Source organism: Bacteroides sp. ET225, from assembly GCF_024733745.1.
GTDB lineage: Bacteria > Bacteroidota > Bacteroidia > Bacteroidales > Bacteroidaceae > Phocaeicola > Phocaeicola excrementipullorum.
In genome coordinates this window covers 79,982-94,176 of sequence record NZ_JANRHN010000008.1, presented here as the reverse complement: position 1 = coordinate 94,176, position 14,195 = coordinate 79,982, and the positions used below count along the sequence as shown (strand labels likewise).

Sequence of the window (14,195 nt, the reverse complement as noted above, 5' to 3'; positions counted from 1 at the left end):
TCATGAGCCAGGGCAGTTTAAAGTCGGGTCGTTACCTGTTCCACCATCTTGGGCTTCCAGGTCGAGAAGTCGCCGGCGATGATATGCCTGCGCGCTTCGCCAGCCAGCCAGAGGTAGAAGGCAAGGTTGTGTATTGAGGCAATCTGCAGCGCCAGCAGCTCCTGGGCGTGGAAGAGGTGGCGCAGGTAAGCCTTGCTGTACATGGTGTCGACATACGACGCTCCGTCGGCCTCGATGGGCGAGTAGTCGTTTTCCCACTTCTTGTTGCGCATGTTCATGATTCCCTGCTTGGTGAAGAGCATGCCGTTCCGTCCGTTTCGTGTAGGCATTACGCAGTCGAACATGTCCACTCCGCGTTCGATGCCTTCGAGGATGTTTGCCGGCGTGCCCACGCCCATCAGGTATCGCGGTTTGTCGGCGGGAAGTATTTCGTTGACCACTTCAATCATCTCGTACATCTTTTCGGTAGGTTCGCCCACAGCGAGTCCGCCGATAGCGTTTCCGTCGGCGTTTTTCGAGGCGATGTATTCAGCCGAGCGGCGGCGCAGGTCGGGATAGACGCATCCCTGCACGATGGGGAAGAGCGACTGGCTGTAGCCGTACTTCGGTTCCGTTTCGTTGAAGCGCGCGATGCAGCGGTCGAGCCACCGGTGCGTAAGTTCCATCGACTTTTTTGCGTACTCGTAGTCGGACGTGCCCGGCGCGCATTCGTCGAAAGCCATCATGATGTCCGCTCCGATTGTCCGCTCGATATCCATCACCCTTTCCGGCGTGAAGAGATGCTTCGATCCGTCGATGTGCGAGCGGAACTCCACGCCTTCCTCCTTCATTTTCCGGATTCCGGCAAGCGAGAACACCTGGAACCCCCCGCTGTCGGTGAGCATGGGTCGGTCGAAGCCGTTGAACTTGTGCAGTCCGCCGGCCCCCTCGATGATGTCCAGTCCCGGGCGCAGGTAGAGGTGGTATGTATTTCCCAGGATGATTTGCGCCTTGATGTCTTCCTTGAGTTCGTGCAGATGCACTCCTTTCACGGTTCCTGCCGTTCCCACGGGCATGAAGATCGGCGTTTCGATCTGTCCGTGGTCGGTTGTGATCAGGCCTGCACGCGCGTTTGATTTCGGATCAGTATATTGCAGTTCAAATTTCATTGCATTCGGTTGAAAATGATTAATTGCCGGCTTTCCCGTTTTCCTTGTGTTCGGCGGTAAAGTCGATCGGGTCTGCCACCTTTTCGTTTGTCAGGGCCAGCCTGAGCACCTCGCGTATATCCTTCACATAATGGAAGGCAACCCCCTCGAGATACATCGGCTGTATTTCCTCGATATCCTTGCGGTTGTCTTCGCAGAGGATGATGTCCTTGATTCCGGCGCGTTTGGCCGCCAGGATCTTTTCCTTGATACCCCCCACCGGCAGCACCTTTCCGCGGAGCGTGATTTCGCCCGTCATTGCCAGGTTGGCCTTCACCTTGCGCTGGGTGAGGGCAGAAGCCAGCGAGGTGACCATGGTGATGCCCGCCGACGGCCCGTCTTTGGGGATAGCCCCTTCGGGCACATGGATATGGATGTTCCAGTTGTCGAAGATTCCTTCCGGCAGGTTGAGGTATCCGCTGTGCGCCTTGAGGTATTCGAGCGCCAGCATGGCCGACTCCTTCATCACGTCCCCCAGGTTTCCGGTGAGCGTGAGCTGTCCCTTTCCCCGGCTCAGGCTGGTTTCGACGAAGAGGATCTCGCCCCCTACGGCCGTCCATGCCAGTCCCGTCACCACTCCGGCGTATTCGTTGCCCTGATACTTGTCGCGCGAGTACTCGGCAGGCCCGAGGTATTGCGGGATGTCCTTGGCCTTCAGCTCATGGGTTTCCGTAAAGTTTCCGCTGGCGATTTCGAGCGCGATTTTCCGCATCACCTTGCTGATTTTCTTCTCCAGTTCGCGCACGCCGCTCTCGCGGGTATAGTTCTCGATGATGTACTCGATGGCCCCTTTCGAGAATTTCACGTGCTCCTTCTTCAGTCCCGTGGCGTCCATTTCCTTCGGGATGAGGTGGCGGCGCGCTATCTCGATCTTCTCTTCCGTGATGTATCCGCTCACCTCGATCAGCTCCATGCGGTCGAGCAGCGGTCCCGGGATGGTGGCCAGGTTGTTTGCCGTGGCGATGAACATCACTTTCGACAGGTCATAGTCGATGTCGATGTAGTTGTCGTGGAACGAGCTGTTCTGTTCCGGGTCGAGCACTTCGAGCATGGCCGACGACGGGTCGCCGTGGCTGTCGCTGCTCAGCTTGTCGATTTCGTCGAGGATGATGACCGGGTTCGACGTTTCCGCCTTGATCAGGCTTTTGATGATGCGTCCCGGCATGGCTCCGATATACGTCTTGCGGTGTCCGCGTATCTCCGCCTCGTCGTGTACGCCTCCGAGCGACATGCGCACATACTTGCGTCTCAGCGCGGCCGCGATGGATCGTCCGAGCGAGGTTTTTCCCACGCCCGGAGGGCCGTAGAGGCAGATGATGGGCGATTTGAGGTCGCCTTTCAGCTTCAGCACGGCGAGGTGTTCAAGGATTCGCTCCTTCACCTTTTCCAGTCCGTAGTGGTCCTTGTCGAGCACCTTCTTGGCGTTCGGTATGTCGATATAGTCGGTTGAGTAGACATCCCACGGCAGCGAGAGAATGGTCTGGAGGTAGGTATACTGCACGTTGTAGTCGGGCGACTGCGGGTTCACCCTTTCCAGTTTCGTCACCTCTCTTTCGAAGACGTCTGCCACCTCCTTCTTCCATTTCTTCTTCTCGGCCTTTGCGCGGAGCTCGTCGATTTCGTCGTCCTGTCCCGTCCCCAGTTCGTCCTGTATGTTCTTGATCTGCTGCTGGAGGAAATACTCCCTCTGCTGGCGGTCGAGGTCCTCGCGCGTGCGCATCTGGATGTTCTGCTTGAGGGTGGCGAGCTGCACTTCCCTGTTGAGCACCTGGATCAGGCGGTAAAGCCTTTCCTTGAGGCTGTTTATCTGGAGCAGTTCGTATTTGTCTGCGATGGAGAACGGGAAGTTGGCGCTGATGAAGTTGATCAGCATCTCGCTGTTGTCGATGTTCTTGATGGCGAACGAAGTGTCGGGCGCCATGTGTTCGGACAGCTCGATGAGCTTGGCGCTGAGTTCCTTGCACGTGTCGAGCAGTGCCTTGAACTCGTCGGTGTCCTCCTCTGTCATGTTTTCCTCGATGACGCTGACTTTCCCTTTCATGTAGGGCCTCATGGCCGTTACTTCTTCGAGCCTGACCTTCGGTCCTGTCGCCTGCAGGATGACGGTTGTGTTTCCCGTAGGCATTTCAAAAATACGGAGCACTTTTCCGATTACGGCAACCGGGTAGAGGTCCTTGAATTCCGGATTGTCTACTTCGCTGACTTTCTGCGTGGCGATGACGATGGAGCACTTGTTCTTCAGTGCCATGTTGACCAGCTTGAGCGTAGGCCGCCTGCCCACCGTGACCGGCATGACCACAGACGGCAGTATAATCATGTTTCGCAAGGTCATCACCGGCAGTTCATCATTCAGTTCTTCCAGGTTGTTTTCGACCGGGAGAGTTTCTATTTCGGTCAGCATTGAAATGTCTTCTCCTTCTTTTTCCGGGAGAAATGCTTCTTTTCTTGTTCTTCTTGCCATATTTTGGTTTCCGTAAACTTTATATTTGTTCAAAAACGGCACAAAGTTAATCATTCCGCTTTGAATTAAGAAGAACTGCGGCTTCAAATACATATAATAAAAATGAAATGTGCGGTTATTCGCCTCTTCCGGCGGGCAAATGCGTGTGCTTCCGCCGGCTTCCGCGCGAATGACGGCGGGCTGTTTGCGGCTGTGAAATTTATTTTCCGTAACTTTGCCGCAAAATGATACGTTATGCCGAACCCTTATTTCAAATTCAAGCAGTTTACGGTGTTTCATGACAGATGCGCCATGAAGGTAGGTACCGACGGCTCGCTTCTCGGAGCCTGGGCGGAGGTGGAACACGCACGGCAGGTGCTCGACATAGGTACGGGCACGGGGCTGATCGCACTGATGGCGGCGCAGCGCAGCCGAGCGCAGGTGACGGCCGTCGACATTGACGCGGACGCGGCGGAGCAGGCGCGCGAGAATGCCGCCCGTTCGCCCTGGAAAGAACGGATTGCCGTGGAGCGGATGGACGCGAGGCAGCTTCCCGCTTCGTGGGAAAAGAGGTTTGACGCGGTGGTGTCGAATCCGCCTTATTTCGTGGAAGACGTGAAATCGCCGTCTTCGGCGCGCAGCCTGGCGCGGCATTCCGGTTCGCTGGAGTTCGGCACGCTGCTGCGGGAGGCGGGCAGGGTGCTTGCCGGCGACGGCGTGTTTTCGGTGGTTCTTCCTGCAAGTGCGGGGCCGGATTTCACGGCGCTTGCGCTTCGTGAGCGGCTGTACCTGTCGCGCCAGACATGGGTGCTGCCGAAGCCCGGCACATCGCCCAAGCGGGTGCTGCTGGCCTTCACCCATACTCTGCCCGCCGCCACGCTGACAGACGAGCTGGTGATCGAAACGGCTCCGAGGGTGTATAGTCCGGAGTTTGTGCGGTTGCTGTCACCGTTCTACCTGGCTTTGTAGCTTGACGGACGTTTAGCCGCAGCTCTTGTTCTGCATCTTCCGCCTGCGGATCATTTCTTGGAAAGCCTTCTCAGGATCTGCTGGTTGAGCATGAGCAGCTGCTTGTGCTTGTCGGCGATGGTTGCGGTGATGGGGCGCCGCTCGATGAAGTCGGTGAAGTGCTGCAGGACGTTCAGGGGCGGCGGAGCGATGCGTTTCGGGCGTACCGGCGCTATCACGTTCAGCCCCTGGTGTACGATTTCCACCTTCAGGTCTTTCCCGCCCATCTGCGGATCTCCGTCGAAATGGAACACCCCCTCCTTCGTGCGGTGGATGATGATGCACTTGTCCTTCATGGTCTTGATCCGGCTGTTCTGGTCGAGCATCCTGTTGAAGAGCTGGAAAGCCAGCGTCGGCACGTCGAGCACGGTGAACGGTTCGAGGACGGTGATGTCCATCATCCCGTCGGTAAGCGAAGCGTGCGGCGCGATGTAGGCGTTGTTGCCATACTGCGACGCGTTTGCGCAGGCGATGAGGAAGGCCTTGTAATGGACGGTGCCGGCCGAGTTTTCGATTTCGTACGTTTCGGGCCGGTAGTTCAGCGATTCGTGGAGCGTATTTTCGAGGTACGTAAGCAGTCCCCTCCGTCCCGAGTCGGCGAACTTCAGGCTGACGAACGCGTCAAACCCCACGCCGCACGTGCAGAAAAACGGGTGTCCGTCGATTATTCCGTAGTCGATCGTCTTCCGGAGATCGTCGTTGAGCACATGGATGGCTCCTTTCGGGTCCATCGGGATGTGGAGGTGCCTTGCAAGCCCGTTTCCCGAGCCGCAGGGGATGATTCCCAGGCACGAAGACGTATGGATAAGCGAGCGGCCGATTTCGTTGATGGTTCCGTCGCCTCCGATGGCCACTACCGTGTCAACACCTTCCTCCGCTGCCCGGGCTGCTATTTCGGACGCATGTCCTGCATATTCCGTCTTCCTCACTTCATAGTCGAACTTGTTGTGGTCCAGCAATTCATCGATCAGCCGGAGGATGGCCTCCTTGTTGTGTGTCCCTGATATGGGGTTGACGATGAATGTCATTCGTTTTTTCTTATCCATAATCCAATCTTCGGCTTAGAGCCTGTCTGAATTTTCCGGTTGCGTCTTTTTATCCGCCCCTTTTTGAGCTTGTTTCCGGTCTGTTCCCCGCTTTCACCCGTCAGACAGCCCGCCGTCATCCCCGTAAAAGCTGAAAAAACATCCCCGAAAGCAATTCTCAAGCCGAGGCAGAGCAGAAATTTAAACAGGCTCTTGGTTTAAGTATACAAAATTAATGCAATATCGGATAAAATTGTTCGGAATTGTGGTTTATTTGTGCCGGAATTGAATTTTTTTGTGGGGCTTGCTTTGCTGAAACGAGAATTTATTATCTTTGCACATTCATTTGCGTTCGGGCCTTGCCGTTGCGGTGCCCGCAGGAAGAGAAGAGATTATTTAATTATATAATGTAAGCGGACCAGAATGCCGCTTATTCATGATTGGAATATGGGATTATTACAAGAAAAGCTAAGTAAATTCAGAGTGCCTCAGATGTATATGGAAAGAGGCGTTTACCCTTATTTCCGTGAAATAGACAGCGCACAGGACACGGAAGTGATGATGGACGGGAAGAAGGTGCTGATGTTCGGTTCCAACTCGTATATGGGGTTGACATACGACAAGCGGATCATTGAGGCGGCCATTGCCGCTACCCGCAAGTACGGTACGGGATGTGCCGGTTCGCGCCTGCTGAACGGAACGCTCGACATCCATGTGGAGCTTGAAAAGGAACTCGCGGAATTTGTGGGGAAAGACGAGGCGTTGTGTTTTTCTACCGGTTTCACGGTGAACGAAGGCGTGATTCCGCAACTGGTGGGACGGGGCGACTACATCATCTGCGACGACCGTGACCACGCTTCCATCGTCGACGGACGCCGTCTGTCGTTTGCCACACAGTTGAAGTACAAGCATAATGACATGGATGCCCTGGAGAAGGAGCTGCAGAAGTGCGACCCCGATGCCGTCAAGCTGATTGTCGTTGACAGCGTATTCTCCATGGAGGGCGACCTGGCCAATCTGCCGGAAATCGTCCGTCTGAAGAAGAAGTACAACGCTTCGGTATACGTGGACGAGGCTCATGGCCTGGGCGTGTTCGGACGCAACGGACGGGGAGTCTGCGATCATTTCGGCCTGACGGACGAGATCGACGTGATTATGGGCACGTTCAGCAAGTCGCTCGCTTCGATCGGAGGCTTTGTGGCCGCCGACAAGGACACCATCAACTGGCTGCGCCACAATGCGCGTTCCTACATCTTCCAGGCGAGCAACACGCCGGCGGCTACGGCTGCGGCAAGAGAAGCGCTGCACATCATCCGCACAGAGCCTGAACGCCAGGAGAACCTGTGGAAGATCACGAACTATGCGCTGAAGTGTTTCCGCGAGGCGGGATTTGAAATCGGCGATACCGAAAGCCCGATCATTCCGCTCTATGTGCGTGATACGGACAAGACCTTCGAGGTGACGAAGCTGGCCTTCGACGAAGGCGTGTTCATCAATCCGGTGATTCCGCCCGCATGTGCTCCGCAGGACACGCTGGTCCGTTTCGCCCTGATGGCTACGCATACGAAAGAGCAGATCGACTTCGCCATCGAAAAGCTGATAAAGTGTTTCAGGCAGCTTGACCTGTTGAAATAAGCGGAAGAAACCGCATACGGGAGGCGCAAAGATACAGAGCAGACAAACGTGGATGAGGCTGTGTCTTTGTGCCTTTTTTGTTTATATCCTATATTTTCTGTATTTGTACTATGATACTCAATGAAAAAGACAGCCGCCACGAGCAGGTGCTTCTGGTGGCGCAGGAGATGATGCTTGCGGCGCGCACGGCTCCGAAGGCGAAGGGGATGGACATAATCGAAGTGGCCATGGTGACCGAGAGCAACATCCGTATCCTGTCGGATACGATGAAGCAGATGTATGAAGAAAACGGATTCAAGTTCTTTCTGCGCGATGCGGAGAATATCCTGAAGGCAGAGTGCATCGTGCTGATCGGCACGCATGAACATCCGCACGGAATGAACTGCGGGCATTGCGGGTTTGCAACCTGCGGCGAGCGCAGCGAAGGCGTTCCCTGCGCAATCAATTCGGTGGATGTGGGAATCGCCGTCGGCTCGGCCTGCTCTGTGGCTGCCGACCACCGCGTTGACACGCGCGTGATGTTTTCGGCGGGACTTGCCGCCCAGCAGCTCGACTGGCTGGACGGCTGTTCGCAGGTGTATGCCATACCGGTGAGCGCGTCGTCGAAAAATCCCTTCTTCGACCGCAAGGCTCCGCAGTAGGCGCGGAGGGCGGTTATGACAGGATGAACTTCTCTACCGCATGCGCCACTCCGTCTTCTTCGTTGGAGAGGGTGATGAAGTCGGCGTTTTCCTTCACCACGTCCTGCGCGTTGGCCATTGCCACGCCCATTCCGGCGAATTTCACCATCGACAGGTCGTTGAATCCGTCGCCTGCCGCCATCAGCTCTTCGCGCTTCAGGCCGAGCTCGTCCAGCAGGACCGAGAGCGAGCGTGCCTTGTCGATTCCCTTCGGCACAAGCTCCAGGAAGTAAGGCTCCGAGCGGAACACTCCCATGCGGTCTTTCAGGTGCTCGCGCATCTCGGCCTCCAGCCGGGCCAGCCGTGCCGGCTCTCCCACGATGAGGCATTTGGCGATGGGGTGTTTCACGGCTTCAAGGAAGTTGTCTACCTTCTTGATTTTCATTATGTTGAGCAGGGCTTCCTTGAGCACGTACTCATCGTCGGGCTTTTCGGTCAGCACGTATTCGTTTTCGTAGGTTACGATGGCGAAGCCGTTCTTTTTCGCGCATTCGTAGAGATACGGAAGGACATCGTGGTCGAGCAGGTTCTTGTACATGATTTCGCGTGTGCGCCAGTCGATAATCTCCCCTCCGTTATAGGCGAGGATATACCCCCCGAACTTGTCCAGCCCGAGCGCGTTGGCGAGAGGAGCCACCCCGTATGTCGGCCGTCCGGATGCCAGGATGATTTTCACTCCCTTTTCCTGCTGCGCCCTGATGAGCGTTTCGCGCGTATGGGGAGTGATTTCCTTCTTCGAGTTGGTGAGCGTGCCGTCGAGGTCGAGTGCCAAAAGTTTGAATTCCATAGAATGTGTCATTTAAATTGATAAACTCTTTTCGTTGCGCAAAAATAGTGGAAAATCGGGACTTTTCCGTGCCGCCTCCGCCTTTTTCGTTCAGGATGACGGGAAACTTTCTTTTACTTGACGGGACATTTTGCTTTGGATGACGGGACAAGTTTTTTTTCTTTCAGCATAAAATCCTAAAAACTTGTCAACTTGCAGTCTTTGTTCATCGAAAAAGATTATCTTTGCACTAATTTTAGCATAACAAAAAGAGAAAAGCTGCCCGGTCTGCGGCGGAATTTCTCCCGTAAAATGTATAACGATTCAGAATAATTATGAGGAAACAGCTCATCGGAATTACTTTTTTTCTGTTGTCATGCGGAATCGTCGGAGTGACCGCCCAAACCAGCAGCATGACAGACTCTCAGGTGATTGAATATGTGAAGCAGGGACTGCAGCAGGGGAAAGATCAGCAGACAATCGCTCTGGAACTGCTCAGCCAGGGAGCTACGCAGGAACAGCTGCTGCGCCTGAAGTCACAGTATTCTTCTTCAACTTCTGCTGCGGAAAGCAGCTCTTCGTCGGACGAGGGAGCGTCCGAATCCGAACTCGACACCGAACGCACGCGGAAAATCAACGAAGGGAAAACCGCCGCACTGACCGGCTCGAACGCATCGGACAAGAATCCGAACGACTTTCTGCTCTCTGACGAGATGAAGGGGACGATGGAGAGGCGCGCGGCGTTGAAAAAGGCAACGGTGTCGGAAGATGACGTGTTCGGACGGAATATCTTCAACATCGACAAGCTGACTTTCGAGCCGAACAACAACATGGCTACTCCTGCCAACTACTGCCTGGGACCGGGCGACGAGGTGATCATCGACATCTGGGGAGCGAGCCAGACTACAATCAAGAAGGAAATTTCGCCCGACGGCTACATCAACATACCCAACCTCGGCCCTGTCTACCTGAACAACATGACGGTTGACGAAGCGCGCCGCGTGCTCAAGGAAGAGCTGAAGAAAATCTATGCCGACTCGGCGAACAACATCCAGGTAACGTTGGGAAACATCCGCACGATTCAGGTGAACGTGATGGGCGAAGTGGTGGCCCCGGGATCGTATGTGCTCTCGTCGTTCTCCACTGTCTTCCATGCCCTTTATGTGTCGGGCGGAGTGAGCGACATCGGCAGCCTGCGCAACGTGAAGGTGTCGCGCGCCGGAAAGCAGGTGGCCACCCTCGACGTGTACGACTATATCATGCAGGGGCGCATTGAGGACGACATCCGCCTGCAGGACGGCGACGTGGTGATCGTGCCTGCCTACGACGAGCTGGTCAAGGTGAAGGGCCGCGTGAAACGCCCGATGTTCTACGAAATGAAGAAGGGCGAAACGGTGGCCACGCTGCTGAAATACGCCGGAGGCTTCTCGGCCGACGCATACAAGAAAACGGTGAGCGTGGTGCGGCAGAACGGGCGCGAATACTCCGTGGCTACAGTGGACGAAACGGACTTCTCGGTGTTCAGAACTCAGGACGGCGACGTGGTGACCGTTGATTCGATACTCAACCGCTATGCCAACCGCCTGGAAGTGCGGGGAGCCGTCTACCATCCGGGAATCTACGAGCTGAGCGGATCGCTCAACACCGTGCGCCAGCTGGTAGAAAAGGCCGACGGACTGCTTGGCGACGCCTTTGTGGGCCGGGCTGTCCTCTACCGCGAACGCGAGAACCTGACGAAGGAAGTGAAGTCGGTTGACATTCTGGGCATTCTGGAAGGCAGTTCGCCCGACATCCCTTTGCAGAAGAACGACATTCTCTATATACCGAGCATCCACGACCTTCAGGATCTGGGCAAGGTGAAGATTTTCGGCGAGGTGAACAAGCCGGGAGAATACACGTATGCCGACAACATGAGCCTGGAGGATCTGGTGATCACCGCCGGGGGACTGAAGGAGTCAGCTTCGCTGGTGCGTGTGGACGTGGCGCGCAGAATCCGCGACCCGCACAGTACGGCCGAGTCGGAAACGATCGGGCAGAACTTCACTTTCCGCCTGAAGGACGGCTTTGTAGTCGACGGGCAGGCAGGCTTTGTGCTCCAGCCTTACGACCAGGTGTTTGTGCGCCGCAGCCCGAGCTACAACGAGCAGCAGATCGTGACGGTGAAGGGAGAGGTGCTCTATGCCGGCGAATACAACCTGGACTCGAAAGACCAGCGTCTGAGCAGCATCATCAGCCGTGCGGGAGGCGTGAGCCAGTTTGCCTATGTGCGCGGAACGAAGCTGCTGCGTGTGGCTAACCAGGACGAGCTGGACCGCATGAAGGACGTGATCGAGATGATAAAGAAAGAAATCGGCGCAGGGATGGTTTCTATCCTCGGGCTGAAGGTGGACAGCATCTTCTCGGTGGGAATCGACCTTGAAAAGGCTCTCGCCAATCCGGGAGGAGATGCCGACATCGTGCTTCGCGAAGGCGACATGATTGTGGTGCCCGAATACGTGAACACGGTGAAGGTGAACGGCGCGGTGATGATGCCGAACACGGTGTCTTTCATCAGCGGCGAGAACGTGAACTATTATCTGAGCCAGGCGGGCGGATACTCGAACAACGCGAAGAAGAAGCAGAAGTTCATTATCTATATGAACGGCCAGGTGGCCAAGGTGAAGGGCAGCGGAAAGAAGCAGATCGAGCCGGGATGCGAAATCGTGGTGCCGGGCAAGACACGCAGCTTCAACCTCGCCACAATGATGTCGAACGCCACTTCGTTTGCTTCGCTGGCTACGATGATCGCTTCGCTGGCGGTGATGTTCAAGAACTGATCCGCGCGGCCGCATGACGGCCGGTGCCGCCAACTCTTGGTTTAACATTAAACAATAGATACGTGAAAACAAAAGTCAGACTGATCGTGATGAACTTCCTCCAGTTCGCTGTGTGGGGAGCTTATCTCACTTCGATGGGAACTTACCTCGCAAAGGTAGGCCTGGGGGTTCACATCGGGTTGTTTTATGCGATGCAGGGTGTTGTGTCGCTGTTCATGCCCGCCATTCTGGGCATAGTGGCCGACCGCTGGGTGCCTGCCCAGCGGCTGCTGGGGCTGAGCCATCTGCTTTCGGCCCTGTTCATGGGCGGGGCGGGCTACTACGCCATGACGATGGGAGAGGATGTGGAGTTTACCACGCTGTTTGCCTTTTATTCGGTGGCGGTGGCTTTCTATATGCCTACGCTGGCTCTTTCAAATTCGGTGGCCTATACGGCTCTCGACAAGGCGGGGCTTGAAACGATCAAGGCGTTTCCTCCCATCCGCACGTTCGGGACGATCGGCTTCATCTGTTCCATGTGGATTGTCGACCTGCTGGGCTTCCAGCAGAACTACATGCAGTTTTTCGCCAGTGCGGCATGGAGCGTTGTGCTTGCGGTTTATGCGAATACGCTGCCCGAATGTCCGGTGAACCGCGGTTCGGACAAGCGCAAGTCGCTGGTCGACGCCCTCGGACTCCGCGCCTTCCTCCTGTTCAAGGACAGGAAGATGGCGATATTCTTCATCTTCTCGATGCTTCTGGGCGTTTCGCTCCAGATCACCAACGGATTCGCCAATCCGTTCATAACCAGCTTCAGCTCGATACCCGAGTATGCGGGCACGTTCGGCGTGCAGCACGCCAACCTGCTGATTTCGCTGTCGCAGATCAGCGAAACGTGCTGCATCCTGCTGATACCTTATTTCCTGAGCCGCTTCGGCATCAAGCGTGTGATGCTGATAGCGATGGTTGCATGGGTGCTGCGCTTCGGGCTTTTCGGGTTCGGCAATCCGGGAAACGGGGTCTGGATGTTCGTCTTGTCGATGATCGTCTACGGTGTGGCGTTTGACTTCTTCAATGTTTCGGGCTCGCTTTATGTGGACAAGGAAACCGATCTCTCTGTCCGCTCGAGCGCGCAGGGGCTGTTTGTCATCATGACGAACGGAATCGGCGCCACGGTCGGCACGCTCAGCGCCCAGTGGGTTGTGAACCGCTTTGTCGACTTCTCTTCGTCCCTTCCTCAGGTAGACGGATGGAGCAAGGCCTGGTTTATTTTTGCCGCATATGCCCTGGTTGTGGCCGTGGCATTTTCGGCGGTATTCAGATATAAACACGAACAAAAATAAAATGGAGGTTTTTTATGAGTGAGATCATACTCAAAGTGCTGGACATATCAACGGTGCTCCGTCCGTCCAACGCTCATGCGCTGGTGCTGAAGGAGGACGGTCCTCGCGAGAGAAAGCTGGCATTGATTATCGGCGCGCATGAGGCGCAGTGCATCAAGCTGGCGAGGATGGATTATCAGACCCCTCGTCCGTTGACATACGAAATGATGGCCCATGTCTTGTCGGGAGGCGGCCTGCACATTGAGAAAGCTGTCATCTACGACATCCGGGAAGGGATCTATTCGTCGTGGCTGCACGTGGAGCGTCCGGACGGAAGCGTTTTTCTGGTCGACTCGCGCACCACGGACGCCATCTGCCTGTCGCTGCTCATGCACTTCCCGGTCTGCATCGACGAGGAGCTGCTGGAGCGCGAGCGGCTGCACGGCATCTCTGACGACGGAAGCTGCTACACGGTTTCGGTGAACAACGTCAGTCTGGACATGCTGAAGAAGGCGATGGACGATGCCGTGAGGGTTGAGGACTACGAGCGCGCATCGGAACTCAGGGATGAAATCCGGAGGAGAGAGAAAGGAAATGTTTGTTAGTTCGTGATATTTTGTAGGGATGCATTTGTTTTATACCCCAGATATACTCGCCAGTCCCGACCTTCCGGAAGAAGAGGCGGGGCATTGCCTCAGGGTGCTCCGTCTGGGTACGGGCGATGAAGTGACGCTCACCGACGGCAAGGGCTGCTTCTACCGGGCCGTCATCAGTGCGGCGACGGGAAAGCGTTGCCAGGTGAAAGTGTTGGAGAAGATGCCGCAGGAGCCCTTCTGGAAAGGGCATCTGCATCTGGCGATGGCTCCGACCAAGAATATGGACCGGGTGGAGTGGTTTGCAGAGAAGGCTACGGAAATCGGCTTTGATGAACTGAGCTTCCTGAACTGCCGCTTTTCGGAAAGAAAGGTGATTAAGACGGAAAGGGTAGACAAGATTGTCGTGTCGGCCATGAAGCAGTCGCTCAAGGCGCGCAAGCCGGAAGTGAACGAAATGGCCGGTTTCGCGCAGTTTATGGAGCGGGACTTCCCGAGTCAGCGTTTCATCTGCCATTGCTATGACGGAGAGAAGCCTTTGCTGAAAGATGTGCTTGTGCCCGGCGGGGATGCCGTGGTGCTGGTAGGTCCGGAAGGCGACTTCAGCCGCGAGGAGGTGGAGCTGGCCGAATCGAAAGGTTTCCGCCCCGTGAGCCTGGGACGCTCGCGGCTGCGCACGGAAACGGCGGCGCTGGTGGCTGTCCATCTGATGAACTTGGCCAACAGCTGACCGGACCGGATTGG

At 55.9% G+C, this 14,195-nt stretch carries 11 protein-coding genes; 7 read left to right on the top strand and 4 right to left on the bottom strand.

Translation table 11 applies throughout. The features are described from left to right. Positions 1 to 17: 17 nt before the first annotated feature. Positions 18 to 1,148, bottom strand: a complete 1,131-nt coding sequence (gene tgt, locus NW212_RS05790) for a tRNA guanosine(34) transglycosylase Tgt (RefSeq protein WP_258337700.1) — start codon at positions 1,146 to 1,148, stop codon at positions 18 to 20. Between the two features lie 19 nt (positions 1,149 to 1,167). Further along, positions 1,168 to 3,648, bottom strand: coding sequence for an endopeptidase La (gene lon / locus NW212_RS05785; protein ID WP_258337699.1), 2,481 nt, complete (start codon positions 3,646 to 3,648; stop codon positions 1,168 to 1,170). A 234-nt stretch (positions 3,649 to 3,882) separates the two neighbouring features. Between lon and NW212_RS05780 the strand changes: the two genes are divergently transcribed. Next, the gene (locus NW212_RS05780; RefSeq protein WP_258337698.1) at positions 3,883 to 4,596 is read left to right on the top strand and encodes a tRNA1(Val) (adenine(37)-N6)-methyltransferase; all 714 of its coding nucleotides are present in this window, start codon (positions 3,883 to 3,885) and stop codon (positions 4,594 to 4,596) included. Between the two features lie 50 nt (positions 4,597 to 4,646). On the opposite strand, the gene NW212_RS05775 is transcribed toward NW212_RS05780, so the two are convergent. Continuing rightward, positions 4,647 to 5,681: a diacylglycerol kinase family protein gene (locus NW212_RS05775; protein ID WP_258337697.1), complete on the bottom strand. Its 1,035-nt coding sequence runs from the start codon at positions 5,679 to 5,681 to the stop codon at positions 4,647 to 4,649. 426 nt (positions 5,682 to 6,107) lie between these two features. Between NW212_RS05775 and NW212_RS05770 the strand changes: the two genes are divergently transcribed. After that, a complete protein-coding gene (locus NW212_RS05770) occupies positions 6,108 to 7,295 on the top strand; it encodes an aminotransferase class I/II-fold pyridoxal phosphate-dependent enzyme (RefSeq protein ID WP_258337696.1) in 1,188 nt (395 codons plus the stop codon). A 110-nt stretch (positions 7,296 to 7,405) separates the two neighbouring features. After that, positions 7,406 to 7,936, top strand: a complete 531-nt coding sequence (locus NW212_RS05765) for a ferredoxin domain-containing protein (protein ID WP_258337695.1) — start codon at positions 7,406 to 7,408, stop codon at positions 7,934 to 7,936. Positions 7,937 to 7,949: 13 nt separating this feature from the next. Here the strand turns inward: NW212_RS05765 and NW212_RS05760 are convergent, their stop codons facing one another. Then, entirely contained in the window at positions 7,950 to 8,762 is an 813-nt protein-coding gene (locus tag NW212_RS05760; RefSeq protein ID WP_258337694.1) for a Cof-type HAD-IIB family hydrolase, read from the bottom strand. A 314-nt stretch (positions 8,763 to 9,076) separates the two neighbouring features. On the opposite strand from NW212_RS05760, the gene NW212_RS05755 reads away from it, so the two are divergent. From NW212_RS05755 to NW212_RS05740, 4 genes are all read left to right on the top strand, one after another. Then, the gene (locus NW212_RS05755) at positions 9,077 to 11,557 is read left to right on the top strand and encodes an SLBB domain-containing protein (RefSeq protein WP_375337951.1); all 2,481 of its coding nucleotides are present in this window, start codon (positions 9,077 to 9,079) and stop codon (positions 11,555 to 11,557) included. Positions 11,558 to 11,619: 62 nt separating this feature from the next. Then, positions 11,620 to 12,879 carry an MFS transporter gene (locus NW212_RS05750; RefSeq protein ID WP_258337693.1) on the top strand — a complete coding sequence of 420 codons (1,260 nt, stop codon included), beginning with the start codon at positions 11,620 to 11,622 and terminating at the stop codon, positions 12,877 to 12,879. A gap of 14 nt (positions 12,880 to 12,893) precedes the next feature. After that, positions 12,894 to 13,463 carry a bifunctional nuclease family protein gene (locus tag NW212_RS05745; RefSeq protein WP_258337692.1) on the top strand — a complete coding sequence of 190 codons (570 nt, stop codon included), beginning with the start codon at positions 12,894 to 12,896 and terminating at the stop codon, positions 13,461 to 13,463. Between the two features lie 19 nt (positions 13,464 to 13,482). Further along, a complete protein-coding gene (locus NW212_RS05740) occupies positions 13,483 to 14,181 on the top strand; it encodes a 16S rRNA (uracil(1498)-N(3))-methyltransferase (protein WP_258337691.1) in 699 nt (232 codons plus the stop codon). The last annotated feature ends 14 nt before the right edge of the window (positions 14,182 to 14,195 follow it).

Excerpts from the sequence above, each read along its gene's own strand:
- tgt (WP_258337700.1), bottom strand. The coding sequence starts at position 1,148 with ATGAAATTTGAACTGCAATATACTGATCCGAAATCAAACGCGCGTGCA.
- lon (WP_258337699.1), bottom strand. The coding sequence starts at position 3,648 with ATGGCAAGAAGAACAAGAAAAGAAGCATTTCTCCCGGAAAAAGAAGGA.
- NW212_RS05780 (WP_258337698.1), top strand. The coding sequence starts at position 3,883 with ATGCCGAACCCTTATTTCAAATTCAAGCAGTTTACGGTGTTTCATGAC.
- NW212_RS05775 (WP_258337697.1), bottom strand. The coding sequence starts at position 5,681 with ATGGATAAGAAAAAACGAATGACATTCATCGTCAACCCCATATCAGGG.
- NW212_RS05770 (WP_258337696.1), top strand. The coding sequence starts at position 6,108 with ATGGGATTATTACAAGAAAAGCTAAGTAAATTCAGAGTGCCTCAGATG.
- NW212_RS05765 (WP_258337695.1), top strand. The coding sequence starts at position 7,406 with ATGATACTCAATGAAAAAGACAGCCGCCACGAGCAGGTGCTTCTGGTG.
- NW212_RS05760 (WP_258337694.1), bottom strand. The coding sequence starts at position 8,762 with ATGGAATTCAAACTTTTGGCACTCGACCTCGACGGCACGCTCACCAAC.
- NW212_RS05755 (WP_375337951.1), top strand. The coding sequence starts at position 9,077 with ATGAGGAAACAGCTCATCGGAATTACTTTTTTTCTGTTGTCATGCGGA.
- NW212_RS05745 (WP_258337692.1), top strand. The coding sequence starts at position 12,894 with ATGAGTGAGATCATACTCAAAGTGCTGGACATATCAACGGTGCTCCGT.
- NW212_RS05740 (WP_258337691.1), top strand. The coding sequence starts at position 13,483 with ATGCATTTGTTTTATACCCCAGATATACTCGCCAGTCCCGACCTTCCG.